Annotated in this window: 15 protein-coding genes and 2 pseudogenes; 8 read left to right on the top strand and 9 right to left on the bottom strand. The window is 50.6% G+C overall.

Annotated features, from left to right (window positions below; genetic code table 11):
* Both AC3WP7_RS11630 and blaPFM read left to right on the top strand, forming a co-directional pair.
* Entirely contained in the window at nucleotides 1–321 is a 321-nt protein-coding gene (locus tag AC3WP7_RS11630) for a FimD/PapC C-terminal domain-containing protein (RefSeq protein WP_146012690.1), read from the top strand.
* Between the two features lie 1359 nt (nucleotides 322–1680).
* On the top strand, nucleotides 1681–2442 hold the full coding sequence (gene blaPFM / locus AC3WP7_RS11625; protein WP_102591908.1) for a PFM family subclass B2 metallo-beta-lactamase: 762 nt from the start codon (nucleotides 1681–1683) through the stop codon (nucleotides 2440–2442).
* 12 nt (nucleotides 2443–2454) lie between these two features.
* Here blaPFM and AC3WP7_RS11620 read toward each other — a convergent pair whose 3' ends face one another.
* The 7 genes and pseudogenes from AC3WP7_RS11620 to AC3WP7_RS11590 all read right to left on the bottom strand — a co-directional run bounded on the left by AC3WP7_RS11620 (nucleotide 2455) and on the right by AC3WP7_RS11590 (nucleotide 10257).
* Complete coding sequence (locus tag AC3WP7_RS11620) at nucleotides 2455–4185, bottom strand: ShlB/FhaC/HecB family hemolysin secretion/activation protein (protein ID WP_158243784.1); 1731 nt, start codon at nucleotides 4183–4185, stop codon at nucleotides 2455–2457.
* Between the two features lie 149 nt (nucleotides 4186–4334).
* Nucleotides 4335–4565 carry a hypothetical protein gene (locus tag AC3WP7_RS11615; protein WP_146012689.1) on the bottom strand — a complete coding sequence of 77 codons (231 nt, stop codon included), beginning with the start codon at nucleotides 4563–4565 and terminating at the stop codon, nucleotides 4335–4337.
* A gap of 63 nt (nucleotides 4566–4628) precedes the next feature.
* Nucleotides 4629–6011 carry a two-partner secretion domain-containing protein gene (locus AC3WP7_RS11610; protein WP_102591906.1) on the bottom strand — a complete coding sequence of 461 codons (1383 nt, stop codon included), beginning with the start codon at nucleotides 6009–6011 and terminating at the stop codon, nucleotides 4629–4631.
* 177 nt (nucleotides 6012–6188) lie between these two features.
* Nucleotides 6189–6671: a hypothetical protein gene (locus AC3WP7_RS11605; protein WP_146012688.1), complete on the bottom strand. Its 483-nt coding sequence runs from the start codon at nucleotides 6669–6671 to the stop codon at nucleotides 6189–6191.
* The gene (locus AC3WP7_RS11600; protein ID WP_102591904.1) at nucleotides 6668–7522 is read right to left on the bottom strand and encodes a winged helix-turn-helix domain-containing protein; all 855 of its coding nucleotides are present in this window, start codon (nucleotides 7520–7522) and stop codon (nucleotides 6668–6670) included. Before AC3WP7_RS11600 ends, AC3WP7_RS11605 begins: the two co-directional genes overlap by 4 nt.
* A gap of 52 nt (nucleotides 7523–7574) precedes the next feature.
* Entirely contained in the window at nucleotides 7575–8771 is a 1197-nt protein-coding gene (locus tag AC3WP7_RS11595; protein ID WP_146012687.1) for an EAL domain-containing protein, read from the bottom strand.
* Nucleotides 8772–9427: 656 nt separating this feature from the next.
* Nucleotides 9428–10257: pseudogene (locus AC3WP7_RS11590) on the bottom strand (IS5 family transposase).
* A gap of 726 nt (nucleotides 10258–10983) precedes the next feature.
* Here AC3WP7_RS11590 and AC3WP7_RS11585 point away from each other — a divergent pair.
* From AC3WP7_RS11585 to AC3WP7_RS11560, 6 genes and pseudogenes are all read left to right on the top strand, one after another.
* Nucleotides 10984–11598 carry a hypothetical protein gene (locus tag AC3WP7_RS11585; protein ID WP_102593240.1) on the top strand — a complete coding sequence of 205 codons (615 nt, stop codon included), beginning with the start codon at nucleotides 10984–10986 and terminating at the stop codon, nucleotides 11596–11598.
* A 142-nt stretch (nucleotides 11599–11740) separates the two neighbouring features.
* Entirely contained in the window at nucleotides 11741–12343 is a 603-nt protein-coding gene (locus AC3WP7_RS11580; protein WP_102593241.1) for a hypothetical protein, read from the top strand.
* A 164-nt stretch (nucleotides 12344–12507) separates the two neighbouring features.
* Nucleotides 12508–13170: a fimbrial biogenesis chaperone gene (locus AC3WP7_RS11575; protein ID WP_102593242.1), complete on the top strand. Its 663-nt coding sequence runs from the start codon at nucleotides 12508–12510 to the stop codon at nucleotides 13168–13170.
* 69 nt (nucleotides 13171–13239) lie between these two features.
* On the top strand, nucleotides 13240–15711 hold the full coding sequence (locus AC3WP7_RS11570; protein ID WP_102593243.1) for a fimbria/pilus outer membrane usher protein: 2472 nt from the start codon (nucleotides 13240–13242) through the stop codon (nucleotides 15709–15711).
* A gap of 357 nt (nucleotides 15712–16068) precedes the next feature.
* A complete protein-coding gene (locus AC3WP7_RS11565) occupies nucleotides 16069–17739 on the top strand; it encodes a two-partner secretion domain-containing protein (RefSeq protein WP_158243796.1) in 1671 nt (556 codons plus the stop codon).
* A 212-nt stretch (nucleotides 17740–17951) separates the two neighbouring features.
* Nucleotides 17952–18277 (top strand): annotated as a pseudogene (locus AC3WP7_RS11560) (IS66 family transposase); the annotation flags it as partial.
* 443 nt (nucleotides 18278–18720) lie between these two features.
* On the opposite strand, the gene AC3WP7_RS11555 reads toward AC3WP7_RS11560, so the two are convergent.
* Both AC3WP7_RS11555 and AC3WP7_RS11550 read right to left on the bottom strand, forming a co-directional pair.
* On the bottom strand, nucleotides 18721–19176 hold the full coding sequence (locus AC3WP7_RS11555) for a PAAR domain-containing protein (protein WP_256579988.1): 456 nt from the start codon (nucleotides 19174–19176) through the stop codon (nucleotides 18721–18723).
* A 485-nt stretch (nucleotides 19177–19661) separates the two neighbouring features.
* Nucleotides 19662–22220: autotransporter outer membrane beta-barrel domain-containing protein (locus AC3WP7_RS11550; RefSeq protein ID WP_146015332.1), on the bottom strand; the 2559-nt coding region annotated here is incomplete at its 5' end.

Here is a 22220-nt window from a genome sequence, read left to right as displayed (position 1 = left end):
GTGAAAAAACTCAAGCCCAGCCGCGGTTCAGTCAATCGAGTCGCGTTCAACGTCAGCACCACTCGACGCTCGATGCTCGTGGTTAAAGACCCTAAGGACGTGCCGCTGGCCAAAGGTCTCGCGGTATTCAGCGAACACCAGCAATACGTCACGACTAGCATTGGTAATGGCAAAGTTTATTTTCCGACGTTGGAGCCCGGCACCCAATTAAACGTCAAGTTTCCCAACGAAGAAACCTGTCAGATCCATTATTCCCGACCCAAGCATGCCGACCTGTCGAAAATCATCGAAACCCTCGACGCGACCTATGTGGCTATTTGAGATGAACGCCTTGAAATCACTCTCGTACCTCTATATGCACCCAAGGCTGAATGTATTGGCATTCATTACTCTGCTGGGCTTAGGCCCTATCAGCAATCCCGCGCAGGCAGAACAGCAATGCCAGCTTAAGCTCAGCTAATCGACGCTCGACCTGGCAGACTCAACCGAGGTCAGCCTGTTGCGGTAAGAGGGTCAGCCTTGCTGAGCCTGGGCAAAAGAACACTTAACCTGTCCGCAACCTGCGGCACCGATAACCTTATGGCCTTAGTTTTCAAAGGGCAAAGAAGTCATGAACAAGGCTATCGCTTTGCCGACAAGAGTGTATTCATTGTGAAGGTTATTGATGCGCAACTGGATAGCAAATCGGTTCGCTTACGCCCCCTCGATGCTCTTCAAGCCACTGTATCAGAACTGTTTGTTCAGTCTGGGCAGGAACTGTCCCCCTATGTAGGGACGCCCCCGCCACCGGTGAATACTCGAATGTACAGGTTGAGATCGAAGCCAGGATCGATCGTGCGGGAACGCGCGTGAGCGCTGATGAAGAATGGGAGGGTCCGGGGCAGTTTGAAGTGCGCATGGTCAATCCATAAATGGGCGGCAGTTACCGCAACGCAATGTCGCTTCATAGCAGCCCTGGATTGTGCAACGCATGAAGAAGCTACTGTGACCACCTTTTTGAACAGCACATTAATCACGAGAGAAATCAGCGATGGCAGCATCATGCTCTTACTGTAAAAATTTTGTAATTAACAACAAGTGCTTTCATTGCAGTACTGCAATGAGTTTTGGAATGAGTACAACGCACGAGTGCCAGCGCCCGTTGGTCGCATCACACACAGCAGGTGTTGTGATGGGCGTCATAGACGTAACGCATATGCCGTCAATACCCGTATCCATGTTCAAACGGCTTGTCGGGACTGCCAAAAGAAACAACTGAATATTCCGTTGTAAATCTCACCCCACTAATATAGTAGGACAGCATTACTCATTAATTCTGCCTTGCCAAGAAAGCGCCAAAAAATCCTCATTGATGAGGAAAAAGCTGTTCACTCCGGAAGACGTCATTCCCCAGGTGAGCGTCACTTATATTAAAAACCAATTATACGTTTCCGGCGACGGGCATAACACGTTTGTCGCAGCGATGGAAGAGGGTTTTCACATGAAATTATTGTTGAAAGACTTTAGCTTAAGATACTCCGGCTGCAGACACTCCGGCTGTAAAAATTGGCAAAGTATCAAATGGGCCGATTTTATAGGTGGCGCTTCAGCTATTACTGCCCCCTTGCTGCCATTTAACTCCAGTTACATTACACAATAAATCAACTACCTATTTAACATCCACACGTTCCTAGGACCCTTATGAAGCTTAGCAGTATTCTCTCAGCCCTTAGCATGGCCTGCGTCACCTGTCAGGTAATCGCTAACGACACGAACCTGACTCTCACCCACTTCAAAGGCCCGCTCTACATCGTTGAAGACAAAGAGTATGTGCAAGAAAATTCAATGGTCTACATCGGTGCGCAAAACATCACGATTATCGGCGCAACCTGGACCCCAGCAACCGCCGAGAAGCTGGAGCAGGAAATCAGGAGAGTCAGCCCCCTGCCCATCAAGGACGTAATCAACACCAACTACCACACCGACCGCGCGGGCGGTAACGCGTACTGGAAAAAGCGCGGCGCGAGTATCGTCTCCACGCAGATGACCTATGACCTGGAAAAAAGCCAGTGGCGCAGTATTGTCGACTTCACCCGCCAAGGGATGGAGCACTTCCCGGTGTTGGAACAAAGCCTGCCGGACAAGGTACACCCCGGCGACTTTACGTTACAAAACGGTAATGTTCGCGCGATGTATTTAGGTGCAGCCCATACCGAAGATGGGATTTTTGTGTACTTTCCAGAGGAGCGTGTCTTGTATGGCAACTGCATCCTCAAGGAAAAGCTGGGTAACATGACGTTCGCCAACCGTACCGAGTACCCGAAAACGTTGAAGAAGTTGCAAGGCCTGATCGACAGCGGTGAACTGCCCGTTGACGCGATTATCGCCGGGCATAATTCACCGATACAGGGCGTTGAGTTGATTGACCAATACCTGAACCTGCTTGAGCACGACAAGCATTAACACCTGAGTCGTTTAGAAAAACCGGGTAAGGCTCAGCCACAATTGGTCTGAGCCTACATCCGCATCAAGGTTATCGCGCAACCGCTGCGCATAGGTCAGCCGTACACTGTATTGCTGATCCTGCGCGCCCGCCAGGTATACACCGGCTCCCGACAATCGAAGCTGGGCATCGCTGCCCGCCCCCCAGGCATTGCGGTTGACGCGCCCTTGCGCGGCATCATAAAATCCGGCAGCTGTCCATTGCAGGCCCAGTGCTGGGCGCTGGTAACGCATTTCAAGGCTGGCCTGCCAACCCTCGTCGACAGAGGCGGCGTTACTATTAAACGCACGTACGCCATTCGCCCCCCCCATTACAAAGCCTTGCGCACTGTCCAGGTTTCGGTTGCTCACTTGAGTTCTCAACGCGCCATACACTGCCCAGTTATAGTCCAATCCCATCAAGCCAAAGGCATCCAGGCGCTGGCGGGTAAAGTGCCCCGCGCTTTTACGCGTGGCGCTGTCGAACATCTGATCCAGTGGGTCGTGGTAGGTTAGCGCCCCCATCGTAGTGGAGAGCCGCCACCCGGCGATTTTGCGGTTGCCGTACAGCGTGCCGGACACATCCAAAGTGGTGGTATCCACATCACGCGCACGGGCGTAACGTAATTGTTCGTCCACATAACGAGACTGTTCATGGGTCAGTCGCACATCTACCCGGCCTTTGTGTGACAACCACAGGGGGTGGCTGACCCAGGCATTCGCCGTATCGGCCTGGCCATGTGCATCGAGCGGTTCAAACTGCTGGTTGAGCCGATATTCAAAGTGGCTGAAGCCGCCGCCGAAGCGGGTGCCCAACGTGCCAATCGGCAGGCTGTAATTCGCACTGACCTGTTGCAAACCGGTGGCATGCTGCAAGGCTTCCAGGCTGCTTACCCCATCCAGTGTTAACTGGTCCCCGACCAGCAAGGCCGAGGTGAGTTGCACGCCGGCGTTGAGCACTTCGCGCCCGGTGTAGGCATTGCCAAAATTGTTCAAATCAAGGTACCCCCCCACCCGTTTGATGGGCGCAACGTTAACCCCAAATGCGCTGGTTGCCGGGAGGTGCCCGGCCTTCAAAGTCCCCCGCGCACTGACACCTGGCAAGTCGTTAACAAGGTACAACGCACGGTCAACCTGCGCGGTTTCAATCAAGGTTTGCCCATCGCATGCCTGCTTGCAGGTGGCACGCACCACCAGTGCATTGAGAAACGCTTGCTCACGCTCACCTGCGGTGTTGACCACAGGTTGTTGGTATCGGCCCACCGTCACGAGTAACCTCAGTTCACCATCCAGCATGGTCTGAACAGGCAATACCACACTGACCGCCAGGTAGCCATGCAACTGGTACAGCTGTTCAACCGCGGCCATCATGGTACGCAGTTCAGCCAGGGTGAGATCGCGCCCAAGCCACGGCAGCACGGCACGCTGCAACTGGGCGTCACTCAGTACCTGAGCTCCGTCAAAGCGTACGCGCTCAAGCCTGACCGTCAGGTTCGCGTCCTGCGTGTCAACCGGAGGTTGCGTGGCATTGTCTTGTAAGGGGATGTCGATGGGTCTGGAGGGCAAGCGCTGTGGGAGCTCTTGATTGAGTTGATTACCGAGCGCCCCCGCAGACGGGGGGGCCACGGGATTAGCCTGTGCCGAAACATCCAAACCGGCGGCAACAAGCGCAATGAAAAGAGGGGCCGCAACCGGCGAGCCTCCAGAAGAATATGAGCGGGTCATTAAAATACCTGAGCCAACGTTGGGCGGGGGTAGAACGAAGCGGGTTGGACGCTGCTCCGCAGCGTAAAATTTCACTGCGGAGCACGCTAATAGACACCGTGCCCCCATAGAGCGAGGTGCTTATCCCAATGGCTACTTTATGCTATCTCTCAGAGATAACGAGGTATGGCAACAGATTCACCATTGCTGATGAATTCATAGTTACCGGGGTGTTGCGGGTCGAGGCTGCCATTAAAGTTGATGCCATTAAAATTTATGCCGAAATTGACTTCAGGAGCATGTAAAACACTGTCACCTTTCACACTGAAATTGGCCGCTTTAAAGATACCCGTACCGGACAGCATCACAACGTAGCGGTCACCGTTACCGCGGATGCTCATTTTATTAAGTGCTGTAAATGTATTGATGCCAGTGAGCTTTACACCGTCACCGGACCTATAGTCCTAGGTAAGCGCTCCGGCAGGAGCAATGCCCACAACGCTGATATCGTTAGCGACGAGAGTATTACCCCCCGCCATGTGAACGCCGTCTGAACCTGATCCCGTGATCGCAGTTTCATGACCCTTCAAAGTGCTGCCCTTGATCGCAACACCTTTCTTGCTGTCTTCAAAGGGGTGGGCGGGTCCGTTGAAATCAAAATAACCGTTGATCTGAAGTTTGCCGTGATCTTGACTCGTTGAAGACGCTATCAACGTCAAATTTAAAATATTCACAGTACCTTCGTCCCGGCTTGCACCACCGCCTTTAGCACTCATGCTGATGTCATTGCCCACCACATTGCTAGCAATCATGAAAATTTTGCGCTCAGTGGACAATTCAACTGCGCCATTTTTAGATTCAATGTACGAATTGGCGGCAGTAATTGAGTCGTTGGCTTTTACCTCAATGTTTTGGCCCGCGAGAAGGTTGCCTTCAATACGCGTGGTGCCCTGGCTGCTCAGCCTGATAGTACCGTCTGATTCAACGTGATCGTTGACGAACAATCGCGTACCAGACATCTTGATCGAGCCTTTGAGATCACCGATAGAGGTTGCCTTGGCAGTACCGTAAGTGCTGACGACGCCTTGGGCAGCATTGAGAGTGATTACGTTGGCGGTCAAGGTGCCAAAACCGCCACTGCTCACTTTGGTACTGGTTGCTGTGGCGTCTACTGTGAGATCCAGTAAAGAGTTAGCCGTGGGCAACGTTAGAGTAAAGGTATCGGCCGACACCATCTGGATCGAGCCGCCCGGCACATTGATAGTGCCGTTGTTTTGAATATCCCCAGCCCCTGCCAACACCACATAACCACCGGAACCAGCATTGATCGTGACTGCGTTGCTGATGGTCCCGGCACCGGCCGCCGTAAAGTTATAGTTATAATTGCCATTTATGAAGTCATATTGATCCAGGTGACTGGCGCTGCTGACCAGGGAACCGACGTTCACCTGTGCACCTTGACCAAACAACACACCATTAGGGTTGACCAAAAACAGCGCACCGTTGGAGCTCAGGTTGCCGTGAATCTGACTCGCTGGGCCGGCAATCTGGTTCAGTGTTGCACCGCCGCCAGGTACGTGAAAACTCACCGAGTTGCCACTGGCAATATCAAACGATCCCCAACCGATTACCGCGTTGTGTGTGATCTGGTTAATGTGCATCGAGCCGTCAGCGGTATTAATGCTGGCTTGCCCTTGGGTCACCACACCGGCGGTCGGCAACCCCTGCGCCATCGCGACGGAAGGCACCGTGGTTTGAAAGATCGCAGCCGCCAATAAACTGATCGTGGCGGGAAGCATGCGACGCGACTGCATCTTCGAGAACATTGAATGAGAAGTGTGAGACATATAGGGAAAACCTCATTAAGGGGAGCAAACCATCTCTGTCCAAACACAACGGTAGTTGGTAGTTGTGCACTGCTTCCTTACTTGCGTCGTTGAAGAAGCTTGACGCCACCTTTGGCCCACAAACAAATGAAAATCAAGACCGTCATAACTAGTCAACACCATGGTTTACACGCATTCTCAGGGCGACGGAAGGTCTCGACCGCGGTCAGCACCCAAGCACAACATTCTCTCCAGCTCTTTGATATAGAAGCATGAAGCTTTCGGGTTAAAATCCAACTTATAAAACGTCAGTTGTGACGCGTAACTTGACAAATAAGCGTAATTAAAAGCAACATCCCGATCACGTACCGACAGACTTCTAAGCAGTTCATTCCCACCAGTAACACTAGTCAAAAAACGCGCACTGCCAAAAAAATTATTGACCATCGTAAATGAAAACTTCTGCCTGTCGCTATTGATTTGTTCAAAATCATGAATTTGATTGTCGTGAGACTGAAGCCTGATCAGCACGTCAAGAGCTTCACCGTTACTCGTAATCATAGAGCCCGTGGTAAAATAAGCGCCCTTAAGCACCTCGTTACGCGAAACGGATGAATACACAAAATGCAGGGCCACGAGCAGCCCAACGCACATCAATAATCCAGCACAGCGCTTACTCACTTCAGGCACCTGTCTAATTGCTCATCGGTCAAGGTGGCTAACTTCGATTTGTGCACTGAAATAAACTCTACCGTGCTGCCACTGATACAAAGAATTTCGTAAAAGCTGTGCATCGTATTAAAGATTACCGTGCCGGGTGCTTCCAACAAGCTCTCCATGCGCGCTAGCACCGGCGCCATGCTCCCTTGCAGGTTCTCGATTTCTGGCGTGTTCGCCCCCGTGTACCACACGGTCAATAAACCTTGCGTCTCTGTTTCTTTGACGAAGTCGGGCTGCAGCCAAAGACCCCAATCAATCCGCCAAAGGAAAATGGTGGCTAATATCAACGCGACCCCCATCAGCACCTTCTCTGTGCCGAGCCGACTTGCCAACCATGAGAGTTGAACCTTCGGCAACTCTCGACTCAATACGCTGGCCAATGGTGCCGAGGGCATTTCGTCTTTTTCACTAACCTGCCCTGGCGCAGCCAAAAACTCGGAATTGAATTGGTAACCTCTTCGGGGAATGGTCTGGATGATTGCGCGATGCTCTTCATCAGCCAGTAACTCCCGAATCGTTGAAATAGCCTGATTCAGGCTGTTTTGCCCAACAATGCGGTCGGGCCAAGCAAAGGCGAAAATTTCATCGCGACTGACAATCCCGTCTGCCCTATCAATCAAAATCTCCAGAATTCGGCTGGAACTGTACCCCAGTTCAACTTTACGCCGGTTGTTATATTCGTGAATAACCAAGGTATTATGCGAAGGCCAAAAGACAACTTGACGCTTCCCTAATGCACAAAGTATTACCATTTTCTTAGCTTCTGCTTGAATACCCTTATCGCTCGACGTCGGGCCAATCGATGACTGCATGCTCTCTTTCCTTGCGAGAATGACTATGACGCTGCCGCACTTACCTATTTCTTTAGATCACTCGGTTCATATCCGGATGAACTAATGAAAAATACCCATGCACTAAGTTTTCTGCAGTCAATTCCTTTGCATAAAACCAACCTTGGGCAGTCAGCGCCCCCAGGGTGAGCAGGCGTTCCACTTGCTCGGGTGTTTCAATCCCTTCCACAATCACATTAAGTTTCAAGTGTCTGGCCATGTCCAACAAATGAGCCAAAATTGTATTCGCCGGACCTTGATCTTTTTTAGTGACAAAGGAACGGTCAATCTTGAGCATGTCCAAGGGCAGGCAATCCAAATAAGACAAATTGGAATAGCCCGTGCCAAAATCATCCAAAGCGATCTTATGGCCTTGAGCGCGCAGTTGATCCAAATGCAGGATGGCGTCGCGCTTATTGAGCATGACCCCTTCGGTCACTTCAAACACAATACGTGATGCCGGAATTCGATATTGACTAAGCAGCGCCTGAATAAACTCGGCAAACGTAGAGTCAGATACATCTTGAGCAGATAAGTTAATACTGATGTAAAAACTGTCACAGGCCCAAAACAAACGTGAGTAATCTTCAATCACACGCTGGCAAACCCAACGGGTCGTCAACGGCATGATGGCGGATTGTTCGATCAAAGGAATAAACACGGCAGGGCTTACGGCTTGACCTTTATGTTTCCAGCGCAACAGCGCCTCAGCGCCGACCCACAGGCCGGTTTTCATATCCACTATCGGTTGATAGTGTAGGCTCATTTGATTGCTGTCCAACGCTCTGCGAAACCGTGCCGGCATCGAAAAATAATAGTCATAGACAGAGCGCAAGCCTTTATAGAGTCCGACCATGGAAAACAGCCCAGCCGCCAACACAAACAACAAAATACAATACTCTACAAACGCGTAGGTTTTAGCCAATAACGTAGGCCACTCTTCACCGACAGCCTCATAGTTGCCTAAAATTTTCAACTCGTTCAGTATTCTGGGCTCAAAGCCGGAAAAATTGCCGTTACCTAAGTCGACAATCCCACGCATCCGCTCGTCTACGTACAGGTGTGCCAAATGCTCTGCCGTATACAGCGCCGCCCAAGCCACCAGCAATGCCGCGATCAACCAGAGCGCAGCTTGGCCCACTGCGACTTGAGGCCGCTCTGAGAGCCGGTAGTGTACCGATGAATACTCAACAGAACGCCCACGCTTGAAAATGCGCTTGATTGCTTTCACGTATAAACCTGCTAGGTAAAGTCGTATCTTGAACGGCTGAGCCAAGCCTGATCACACTCACACACGGCTCAATGAAACGAGTAAAGTCGCATTCATCAATGCCTTACTACCGTCCTGTTTGAACCCGGATAATAAAACAGATAGAGTCGAGGCTAGGGTGACGAATGGTGAATTCATAACAATTCACCAATGCGGACGGCGATCCTGGCGCAATCAGGGAACACCCTGCGCCCCGCCCTTCTCGGTAAATTTTAAAATTTGGACGCCAGCCGCAAGCAGAGAAGCATTTGCTCACAGGCGACGGTAGCACTGAAGCACTGATCGCTGTACATGCGTAATCCTCGGCGGCGGCAGGCGCTTTAAGATACTGCTCCATCTGCAACAGCATTGAATGCTTCCTGCAACACTAACCTATCGCTTAGACGAACAGTCTTCATAACAGATTCAATATTAAATGGCGCTTGCACAGCCATTTCAACTTTTAAACCCATACACTTAATACTATGGACCTGACGTGCATCGCGTTTTCCTCACCCAGAACCCATTTGTGGACCTGGGTGACGTCCACAACATTCGCAAACGCGACCACCTCGCCGCATGACCACGCAGCGTTGCAATCCATGCTGTTTGCGCTAGGTTCTGTACGAAAAGTAATGTTATAAACACCGCATAGCACAGGCCAGCGAAACCATCGCCGCGTAACTTTTCGCGAGTTTATCGAAGCGCGTCACGATGCGGCGGTTCTCCTTCAGCCAGCCAAACATACGTTCGATGATGTTACGCTGGCGGTACTTGGGACGGTCAAATAGTCGCCGCAATCGCGGCTTAGGTTTACGTTTCATACTGCGCAGAGGAATCATCGGTTGCATCCGATACCGGTCGAAGTACCGACGCAACGCTTCGGCGCCATAGCCTTTATCCGCCAGCAACCATCGGCAGCGCTTGCGCGGGCGACCGCGCAAGCTGGGTATGTACGCCTCATCCAGCAAGCGCTGTGCGTAAGCGATATCGCTGGTCTATCCGCCCGATAATAGAAACTTCAGCGGGACGCCATTTGCATCGCACAGCATGTGAATCTTGGTGGTCAGGCCGCCCCGACTGCGCCCGAGTGCGTGGTCTTGCGGTTCTTCAGGCCCCGTTTTTTCCCAGCACTAGAAAAGGCCCGGGTTGCTCGTACTGCGGTGGAGTCAATCATCCAGGTCTCCAGATCGGTTAACCCATGCTCGTTGAGCTTGATGTGAAGCCGCTTGAGCACTTGCTCAAACGATCCGCGATTGCGCCAATCAAGAAAGCGCTGATACACCGTTGATCAGGGGCCGAAGCACTCCGGCATGTCACGCCAGGCAGCACCAGAACAGAGTACCCAAAGGATGCCGTTGAGCATCGAGCGATCATCTGTTCGTAGGCGCCGGCTACGGCGTGGCCCATAGAATATATCTGCAACCAAATTCCAGGCTGCGTCGGGGAGTTCATACCGTTTGGCCATCGTGAGCTCCTGCCTTTGATGGTCGCGGATTTTAATGAATTTCAACGGTGGTGGAATTCAAATTGGTTTCGGCTGATTTCGTAGAGAGCCTAGGGCTTTATCACTCGATTCTTCGTACCGAGCCGCCTGCCAGGGCATTTCATCACGCGTATCGAACATTAACACCATCATCAACAGTGGCTGTGCCCTCTCAAGAAGATCAATTCCCCCTCCCTTTCTGCAAACTTAGCGCTCGATAATTTTCGCTCCCCTGAGTCACTCAGAAGTTAAACCGTTACGAAAAAAAATACCGGCCATCACATAATTCACACCTACGCCACAGCGCGTGATTACCCAGATTGAGCCCAAGTCCTGCAGTGCATAAACCCGAGAGTAAATGCGGATAAGTTATCGATATTGCTACGTGCCGGCCGCGTCGAAATGCTCAGTGTGAACGGCAATTCGGAACGCCGATGGTGAACATATATTTCATTTAGCTGAGCGCGATCATGAGGTGAAAAACCTCACTGATCGGGTTTGTGAGTAGGTTATTCATGAGCATCAAGCACATCAAATACCACCCTCCCCCCCCCCTCAAACACTCGGCTTAGACACAAAACAACGCTCCCCCCCCTGAAACATAAAAACCACATCACTTCTCTAAAAAAATATTCACTGACGCATATTTAACAACTTAAAATCCGAAACATTGTTAGGCTTCACCTCATTACACGGAGTTATTAGGAAATGGATATTTCGCGTCATGCTTCGCGTCATGCACTGAAGAAGAGAACCTACTCAATGAAAAATTTCATTAAGCTTACAACCGCAAGCGCTTTGGCCCTTTCCATGTGCTGCGCTTTTGCTGAAAAAAATAACTTTAACGTAGAAAACAGCTTTACCATTGATGCTGCACCGATCTGCGTACCGCAGTCGACTGCCAGTTTTAAGTACGGAACTGCTGATGTTGAAAATCTGATATATAACACGGATATGCAGGAACTCCAAATAAACATCGCGAATTGCCCTGTGGGCCAAAAAATTCACATAAAGCAGGCAAGCGCGACAAATCTAGTACGGCCAGGACCTTATGCGCTGCCTGAAACTGTGCTTCTCGCAACAGCGACTACGGGCCCTGAGAAGGGCCGCAATTTAATCGGCGTAGCTTACTTCGTAAACAATGATTCTGATCAACCGATTCTTTCTGTGGATGGCGCACGATTTGAGATTGAAACTGAAAATAGTTTCCTTTTATCTGCGCTACTTACGTCGAGTGAACACTACGACCTCGATCAGCCCATAACACAGGTTCCTGCTGGCGATTACACCATTGAAACGCCACTTGTCATTACCTTGATTTAACACGCATCCGTCACGCTAATTATTGTTTGCTCAAGCAAATAGAAAGCAGACTAAAAAGTCTTGTTGCTTGGCGCACAAATCAACACACCGTTCAATTAAACTTAAGCACACGCTGTGCTTTCAAACAAGAGCTTATCGCATCATGAAAAAACAATCACTGCTCACCGCCACGGCCCTACTAACATTTTTTTCTTCCTATGCATTTGCCAACTTACTGACCGCCGAAACCAGTTTCAACATCGCACAACAACCGATGTGTGTGCCGCAGGGTAATATAAAATTTGACTTTGGCACCATTGACGGAAAGGTCGCGAACGCTAGCCCAGACCAAATACGACCTGCAAAAGCTCACGCGGAACTAGTATTGGCTAATTGCCCAGCCAAAACTGTCGTTAACCTTTCGAGTCCAGGTACATTCACGACACCCTCAATCTCTGACGAAACAATTGCACCGTTCTATAATCCGGCTGAAATAGATTCTTACGAAATCAGTCTGACAAAGGCATCGTTCGGCGTGCAACTACTGGCTAACGCCAATGTTGCCAGTGCAGTGGATTCGAATGATAAAAGCAAGCATATTCTAGCGTCTGCCGGTGCTGATATAAGCTTAGCGCAAGACGACCACGTTAGTTTGTTCGCGACGCTACATCACACCATGGAGTTTCAAAAAATCAAAGACAACTTGACCAATTTTGTAGCTGGCAATTATAAACTTAGCGTGCCAGTTACCATCACCCTTAAATAAATCAACCCGGCCATTGCGCACGGCAAAAATTCAATAAGACCTTCAGTGCATCACCCAACGCCCTCTTTACCTAGCAATTAACCATCTCGGTAAAGAGGGTTCAGTACGCCCCCCTGCTTCCGGAAAACTCTTATAGGCAACTACGCCCATAATTTGGAGACTTTGTGAAACGGTTACATCTCTTATTTTTATCGCTATTCAGTGCGTCGGCATTAGCGGCCGGCGTTCCCGAAACCCGCGTGATTTATCATGAGGACAATGGTGCGTTCAGGCAGCGGGTCATTAACAATGACACCAGCCAAATGCTGATTAAAGTATGGGTAGACGATCACAAAGAGGGAAGTGTTCCCGGTGTCGTTGTTACACCGAGTGTTTTTATTATGAAAGCCGAATCGGAGCGGCTGGTTAAAATTTTAAACCTGAAAAGCAAAATTATAGCTGACCGGGAAGCTCTCTATTATTTGAATGTCATGGCCCTGCCCCCCGAAGAGGACCGTACAGGCATGTCCGTTATCACCCCGATCATAGCCCGATACAAGTTATTGCTGCGCCCCGCAGCCATGAAACAACTGCTGCTTGAGGACGCCGTACAACAACTGAAATGGTCAATAAAAAATAATAACATTGAAGTCGACAACCCTACACCTTTTCACATTGTCATCGCCAAACTGAGCATCAATGACAAACCGGTCAATATTGATCACTTGAATCCCAAAAGTACCAAAGTGCTTGACATGAAGCCTCATCAAAAAAGCGCAATCATCAAGTGGTCTTATATCAATGACAAGGGAAAAAATAGCGAGCCCATCGAGACGCACGTAAAATAACCCATCAGCGCCGATACGCTATTGACTTCCGCCAACTATTGTCTTTTACTTTAAAGTTAATGACCCTCCATGCGTACTCTCAAACCAGCTCACAGCCCGTTTCTTCCGCTTTGCGCTGTATTAACTTTCATGACGTCGTTACCGACGTCGGCAGCGCCACCGGCCCCCAATAAAAAAATTACTTATAACCTCAATCTTCTCTCAGGCTCTGACGAATACAACAACGAGTTGTTGTACGCTCTACAGGCGCAACAACTCCCTGGCACGCATCAAATTGAGATTACGTTAAACGGTACTCCCGAGAGCAGCGAGGAGATCGAATTTGTCGACCACGCAGGCATTGTATCGCCTTGCTTAACACCCAAAAATTTCAAGTCCTGGGGCGTCAACCTTAAGACCACCGAGCTGGCCTTCACGCCAGAAGGCTGTTGGATTACCGACAGTAATACCGAGGTGCAAGCCAACTACATTTACGACACATTGACGCTGCAGATGCTGATTCCCAAGGGATTCATGTTTTCAGCCTTTGACAAGAACATGCAAAATGCAGACCCAGGTATCAATGCGATCTACACCAATTACCGTTTCGACGCATCACACAATCGACGCCTCGGAACTTCCGCGGGTCAAGGATCAACGCTGAGCTCCAACTATTTTATGTCGTTAAACTCCGGGCTCAATATCGGCGATTGGCGCCTGCGTAACACGTCGTACCTCAGAAGCGCTAATGGTGAATGGAAATCGCAATCAGCCTATACCTATGCTTACACCAACCTTCCCGCACTGGCCAGCCGTTTGTCGTTGGGACAAATTAATACGAGTTCGACCGTGTTTGAAGGTCACCGCCTCTATGGTGCAGAACTGTCCACCGACACAAGCCTACTGCCTCCCCAGTACAAAAGTTATACGCCGGTCCTTAGCGGATTGGCAAAAACCAACGCGCGTGTCACCGTCGCGCAGCAAGGTCAAGTCATCTATGAGACCTACGTTAACGCCGGTGTTTTTGAGCTCAAAGGCGTCGACAGTGTCTCAAGCTCAAACTTTGTGATCACCGTGCATGAACAAGACGGTAGTTCTCAGGAATTTATCGTGCTGAACACCCGCTCATCCAGAGTGATAAGTGCAGGGCATTGGCGATATGGTCTGGCAGCCGGTTACCTGGACAGTAACGATGAGCCCATGATGCAGCTCTCTTTGCAATATGGTGTGTTCAATGGCTTGAGTGCCTATGCCGGCACCCAGTACTTGCAGGACTATCACGCTATTCTATTTGGCCAGGCGGTTACCCTTGGCCCCTGGGGAGAAGCCTGGATGGAGACGACCTCATCCAGGTCGGTAAGCCCTAGATCAACGCACAGCGGTCAACAAGCGCGGGTCGGCTATAACAACAATCTGGACGTGTTGAACACCTCAATCAATCTTACCTATGAACAGCGGATGTCCAAAGACTATCGTTCGCTGAACCAGCACACCCATTCGGGCTATTACACGTTTGAATCCCATCGATTAAAAGATCGGCTCCAGGCGCAAGTTTTTCATCGTTTGCCGGGACGCCTAGGCACTTTTAGCGTGCATCAGTCAGTTGAGCATCATTGGACGGGCCTCGGAAACAAGACCACACAGCACCACACCAGCAGCCTGAGCTTTGGTAGCAGCATTGGAAAATTGAGCTATTCGATGACTTACACTCATAACCTCGCCCAAAGCGCCAAGCGTGTTAAAAGTACAGATGAGTCATGGCTCGTTAGCTTGTCGATGCCGCTGTTTGAACGCACACGTTTGTCTGCTTCGCGTCTTAATGATTCGAGCACACTCACTCTGAGCCATCAATCCACCGATCGGACCAGCAACCTGTATCTCAGCAGCACACATTATGATGATGGCTCCTACCGCTCAACAGAAGCCGGAGCAGACTACTTCGGTCGATATGGTGACGTCCGCGCCGCAATCGGCCAATCTACTTACGGTGACTCAATACGTTATGGCGCAACCGGCGGCATGATTGTCAGTCATCATGGTTTTGTCCTGGCAGATCGTGTCTCGGAAAGCGCAATGCTAGTGTCGGTCAAAGATGTTGAAAACATTGCGTTCACCAACAGCAACACGGCACGAACCAATGGCAAAGGCTATGCCGTGATCAACGGTTTGTCACCCTATAACAAAAACACTGTCACTGTGGATACAGACAAAATGCCTGCGGATGTGGACTTCCCCAGTACCAAAATTACCGCCGTTCCGACCAGAGGCGCGATTATTTACAAAAACATCAATGCCATCAGCGGCGCGCAAGTACTGTTTAACCTGTCAACCCGCGATCAACGGAAAATACCCTATGCTGCGGTGGCCTACATTGATGACGTACGTACCCAATACATGGTCGATGATGGTCAAACACTTTATATGGACGGTTTGAAAAAAGGTGATTTGAATTTTACCGTACGCTGGGGTGAAGGGCATGATCAGCAATGCGAAGTCAAAACAAACATACCCGCACGAGAAAAAGACGTTGACGTTCAGATCATGAATGCTTCCTGCATTTAAATATTCTTGGGGCAGCACCGGACTGTCCCAAAACACGTACCAACGACTCACCGACGTTGTCACCATCAGCCCCCCCCCCGTTCTAAAGCAGGCATAAATATTCACCAAAAATTCACAATGCGTGAGTCGAGCTATTCACATCAACGCCACGCCGCTGCGCAGGGCGACAGCCCTCCCCTATAAATAACAATGATTGTGGAGTTATTCATTTGCTGCGTTTAAGACGTACCGTCTAAACTCGGTTGCGTTATGGGGAGTTGAACGTTCCCCATCTCACCAAGCTGATAAGAAATATTTACAACCAAGGACGATTTCTATTTCTTTATCCAAATATTTATTAATATGGATTCAACTTCTATGTCGTCTATGCTCATGCACCTGCACAAAAAAAATAAAAAAAATGCACTATCCAGTGTGTGTATATTGAGTGCCGCCATTCTTCAAGCGTCAATGCCATCGATTGCGGTCGCTCAAGATTTACCTACCGGTGGTACAGTAATGTTAGGCCAGGCAACTATCAACGCGTCCAACCATGCAATGAACATTACTCAAAGCACGCCCAATGCGGTGATCGGCTGGGGATCGTTTGATATTGCCAACGGTAACTCCGTTAACTTTCAGGTACCTACCGGCGGCGCAACGTTGAACCAAATTTCGGGCCCTTCCAGCAAAATTAACGGCAACCTCACTTCGAACGGTACGTTGTTCCTCGTCAACCCTAATGGGGTTCTGTTTGGTAACGGTGCGAATGTTAACGTAGGTTCGTTAGTCACCAGCACTAGCACACTCGAAAAAAACGACTTTATGAACGGCCAATACACCTTTACCGCCGACGGTAAAGGCACTATCAGCAACTCGGGCACCCTTACCGCAGGCTCGGGCGGTTATGTGGTACTCGCAGGCGCAGGCACTATCCAAAACGAAGGGACGATCACTGTGCCGGGCGGTACCATCCAGTTGGTGTCTGCCGATGCATTCACGCTGACCCTGCCTACCCAAAACCCATTTTTGAGTGTTACGGTCGACGGTACAGCCAAGGGTAAAATTGTCAATAATGAAAAAGCTGGGGTGTTATCTGGCGGCGCAGTAACCCTTCATGCCCAGCAAGGAAATGTACGATCAATTGGCACCATTCAGGCGACCTCGATCGGTGACCTGAAAGGTTCAGTCAATATTGCGGGTGCCGACTTGATTATCAGCGGGAAAACCGACACCGACGGCGATATCAATATCAGCAGCAGCGGTTTCACAGCGTTTGCCAACGCAGCTGTGTCAGCAGCTAACGCTGTTAATGTCGACGCGAAGAATTCACTGTCCGTTGGAAATTCAGCAATCAAAAGCGATAGCGGCAACATCAACCTTTCCAGTGAGCATACGCTTTATGTTTTCGGCAACAGCTCGCTTTCGACAAATAACGGCGACATTCATTTACGCGGCAAAGGGGGAGGTCAAAAATTTGCCAACAATAGCCTTTTCGGTGCGGTGAACATCCAGGACTCCACGTTAAGTGCCTCATCAAATGATTCAAGCAAAGGCAACATCCTTCTTGACGGCCAACAAGACGCCAGCAATCATTATTTCAAAGCCGGTGTGCAAATCAACAACAGCTCATTGAATGCAAATACTATTGAGGCCAACGGAAAGGGAAGTTATGGCGTTCTTGCCGAAGGTAAAAACACTTTCAACGCCAATGATATTCTAATTAACGGAGATGCCACAATCACTTACGGAGGCCACGGTATGGGCGTATCCTTTGACGGTAACAATACGCTAACGGCACAAAACGCAATCACCGTTACGGGCGGTGGCGACCAAGCCGGTATCGTGTTCAGTGGTGACAACACATTCACTTCTCCTCATACCCGCTTTGAGGGCCATTCTCATAATTCCAATTCGAGCGAAAATACCGGCATTAGGTTTTCCGGGAAACTTAGCACACAGAGCAACGTACTTGGTACGCCGGGGACTACATTCCACAGCAATGACGTCGAGGTAACTCCAGTCAATACACTGGTCAATACACTGTAAGTGTCAATATACAGTGTCAGTGATCTCAAACTTCCTATTTGAGTCTCTTCCACTCATACTAGGCTATACCGCCGCTATACTGCCAGCCCGTCAGGCCCCACTTATCTGCCGGGCTGGTTCAATAGCGCGTGAGCTGGTGAAACTGTAATGTTTGCTCGTCCAAACACTAACGTGGCGCTAGGGCCACCCTATAATCCATAAGTATTCGAGGAGTCACAGTGCAAAATGCACTGGGCAAAGCCATCAGCTACCTGGCTAGCAACTGGATGAAGTTGGTGCGCTACACCGAAGCCGGTTACTTGCCGATCGACAACAATGCGGCCGAGCGGGCCATCCGGCCCTTCGTTATCGGGCCAAGAATTGGCTGTTCAGCGACACGTCCAAAGGCGCGACGGCCAGCGTTCAACTTTACAGCCCGGTCGAGACGGCCAAAGCCAACGCCCAAGAGCCCTATGCGTGGCTGCGCCACGCACTTGAGCGCGTGCCACAAGCCTCGAGCGTAGAAGATTTCGAGGCCTTGCTGCCATGGAACTTCTCGCGATGCCACAGTAAAACGCTAACTCGCCTTTGGGGAGGTGGCGTTTATCGTCGGCCATACGGTTGTGGCACAACGGTATTTCATCACACTTCACCGATTGAGTCTTGAGCACTCAGACCCCAACGGAGGGTATTGAGTTGTCTTACTGTCACGCCCCCCGCTTCTCGTAGGGCCGAGTGCAGACTGACTTTCAACACCTGTTGAACGCGTCGGCCATGTCTGTACTTGCGGGTCAAATCCTCTTTAAGTGCCATACTCCGACCACCAGCAACTTGCTGCTGACGCAATACACCAACACGCCATCGCCCCCTCCTCCCCTCAAGGACAGCCACCCACGGCCAGCAGCAAAAAACCGCAGTGCCAAGACACATAGCTAATGTCATACCCTAGGCCGAACAACTCGGGACATATAGCTGGGACTTTATCCAATCTGACCGACGCGCTTAACTCGCGCTCATATCAAGCAGTGACAAAATCAAAAGGCAGCCACAAGCACAGGAATGCCCCTGAAAGGCAATCGGAACCCCTTGGTCACAAAAAACCGGGTGCCCCTCGGCGATCACCGTTGGGCCATAACCACGAATCGGGCAACTCACGGGATCCCCCTTGCGAGCCACACTAATACCTCCGAAAATCATGGCCATGGAACCCGATAGAACCGTGCCGCCGCCGGTAGTTTTGTCGCCGATGCGGATGATGCTTCTCATGCCATGTCCCTGCGTAAAAACGTTCCAATTAGTTGCCCAACGCAGGCGCCCATGACCGCCAAACGGTACAAGCGCCCCGAAGCAGCCTTGGATTTGGTTGCGAATATTTTCTACGAGCCAGCCCGTAGTGAGCACCGGCGAACAGTTGATCGGCTGGTGCTCAACGGGTTGCTTTTGGTACTGGCGCAGCATCCACAAGCGCTCCGCCTCCCTGGTCGACGATTTATCAAGGAATAATCGATCTGACGACCTGGATGATTGACTCCACCCCAGCACGAGCAAGCCAGGGGCGATAGGTGCTTTAAGGGGAACCGAAGAACCGCAAAATTACGCGCGCGAGCGCAGTCGGGGCAGCCTGACCACCAAGATCTTCATGCTGTACAACGCCAACCACGTGTCGCTGAGGTTTCTTTTATCGCCGAACAATTTCTCCATGAGGCGTATACACCCGGTTTACGCCCCTCCCCGTAAATGTTGCTGATGGTTGCTTGCTGAAAAAGGCTATAACGCCGTCCCGTCGTTACTGCGACGGGTATCAGGTACAGCCAGCGATTTTTCTGCGCAACATGAAACGCCAGCCTAAACCAGCATCGCCTCGGCTATTTGATCGTTCCAAGTAAAGGCAGAACAATATCACCAAGCGTATGTACAGAACCTAGTCCTCCGACCAGCGACAATCAGAACGAATAAACAAAATTGATCGTTCCGGAGACTGCAGTAGATTTTCCCGACGACTCATAATCCAGCACCACACTGGTGGTGACATCTTTTGTCAGATGTCCAATGGCACCCAACGTCAATGGGACAGATGTGCCTTTAGTATTATTGTGAGTCGAATAATCCGACGCTCCATCCAGCCAGGTGTAGTTGGTATTACCCATACTTTTCAGCCTCTGTCTGATACTCGGGGCTGCATACACGGATAGGCTTAGCCCAGCGTCAAGCGGAATATTTTTACTAATATTAATACCTGCGCCAACGTCAAGATTCTTCGTGCGATCAAAGTTGATATCCGCATAGTGCGACTGCACACCGTCCATGTGCAGCTGCTGATAGTCAACATTAACATGTGGCGTGATCGTCAGGCGGTTGCCAAGGTCGATGTGTTTGCCCCCTTCAACGCTCAAGCCCCATGACGACGCTCTCGTTTCGGTACCACCGCCACTGGAATAGCTGGTCTTCAGCGATTTTAACCACGAGCGCTGCAAGACCGGATCAATGTAAAAGCCATTGCCAAAATTCCCCAACGCATAGAGCCCGACGGTGTAGGTGTCAGCCGCCGATGAGCCGACTTTCACTTGGTCATACCGTCTTGAGTAGTTGCTCTGCCCCTTACCCACTGCGGCAAAAGCCCCCAGCGCTGCTGAGTAGCCTGCGCCAAATTCCACAACCGTATCGGCACCAAACACAGTGGCCTTGTAGTTATTGTAAGCCTTTGAATACCGGCTTGAGTTTTCGTGATCGTTGTTTGCCACACCGGTCACCCAAAACGAACTTTCACCTCCAAGTTTTTCTTCTTGTAACAACCCGATGCGCTTTGAAGACAAGGCGTTGTTGATACCACCGATCAGTGCGTCGATATAACCAGTCGCGGTACTGGTCAAGGTGCTGTCGATCACGACTTCAGGACGATATGAGTTTATTTTGTTGAGTGACCATGAATAATCGTTGGCCGCCAAACTTTGATTTAAGACGTATTCGCTTGCACCAAAATATACAGGCTTAGCCAACGAAAAAGCATCGCTTGCCGTCGTGGCTCCGTTAAGTGTCTCGACCAGCGTAATACTCGGCCCCGTCAATGCCGAAGACAGGGTGTAATCAATGACTGCTTGCCCGGTCACACTACCACCATCGATCACAATTTTATCGCTGCCTGTACTGCCGCCGTGCATAGAGATCATGCTGTCTTGGCTGAAAATATTGGTCGCCGTAAGTGTGCTGTACTGAGCAGCACTATTGGGTCCGACGCTGGAAAAATTAATGCTGCCTCCTGCCAATGTAAGATTGTTGACCGTTGAGTCGCCGGTGATAGTCCACCGGCTATTGTTAATACTGATGTCGGCCGATCCAAAAGGGGATTTGTTCGATAGACCGGCGTAGAGAGACGAAGCTCCGTTGAAGGTGCCAGTCAACGTAGCCCCATTTTGCAATAGCAGCCCCGCACCGAAGGTACCAATAATATCGCTGCTCAGTTGTGCGCCACCCAAGCTGCCATCCAGTGCAAGCGCGCCTGCTGTGATCGCGATTGAGCCGGTCTGCTGCGTTTGCCCAGTAAGGGTCAGTGTTCCTGGGCCAGCTGTAGTCAAACCACCGCTTCCTGTCAGGTTGCCATTAAAGGTCGTGTCGTAGTCGCTGTTGACCGTAAGTGTTTTATCCCCTAACAGAATTTGACTACCGCTCTGGCCAACAAGGTTATTCACGGAAGTACCACTTGTCGTATCTTTGATAACCAGAAGTGCACCCTCCGCCAGTTGTACAGTACTACTAGTGGCAATACTGCCTGCCCCACTCAAAAGTAACGTGCCGCCCTTACCGATGTCGGTGATCCCGGTATATTTATTAATACCTGAAAACGTCAGCGCTTGGGGACTATTCACCGCTACTGAACCCGTACCAGAGATCGTTCCCGACACGACGGCATCTTTTCCATTATCAAAACTCACATCGCCCAGCAAAAGCAGGTTGCCAGTGCCGAGGTCTGTTTGCACACCAATCGTCGTACCAGTGCCAACAGTTAACAAGCCAGAAAAGGCACTGTTATCACCTGCCAGTATCATCGTGCCAAGGGAGTCGCCCAGTATTGTGTTACCCGTTCCTGCCATCCCTTGGTCCAGCACGGGTGCAGCGTTGTTGAGCGCGTTCGTAATAATAAAGGTCCCATTATTGGTAATACCTCCCGTACCCAGCGCCTCAACGGAGCTCGCGGCAATTGTCGACCCTTGGCCGATGAACGTTCCACCCGTATAGGTGTTCAAGGCTGCAAGGGTCAGCACGCCCGAACCGTGTTGGGCCACCCCACCCTGACCGCTAATAACACCCGATTGCATGACCGCCATGTCGCTGTTGAACGTCAGCAAGCCACCATTGGCGATATCCACCTGACCGGCACCCAGCGCGCCGCCGGTATTCACGGCAATCGTCGAGCCCGCTCCGATAGTCGTGTGCCCGGTGTGGCTGTTCGCGGCGGTGAGGGTTAATACGCCCAGGCCGTTTTGGGTCAATCCACCTTCCCCGCT

Source organism: Pseudomonas sp. FW305-3-2-15-C-LB1 (assembly GCF_058787615.1).
Note: the sequence above shows the minus strand (reverse complement) of the source record. Positions and strands in the feature narration are given on the sequence as shown.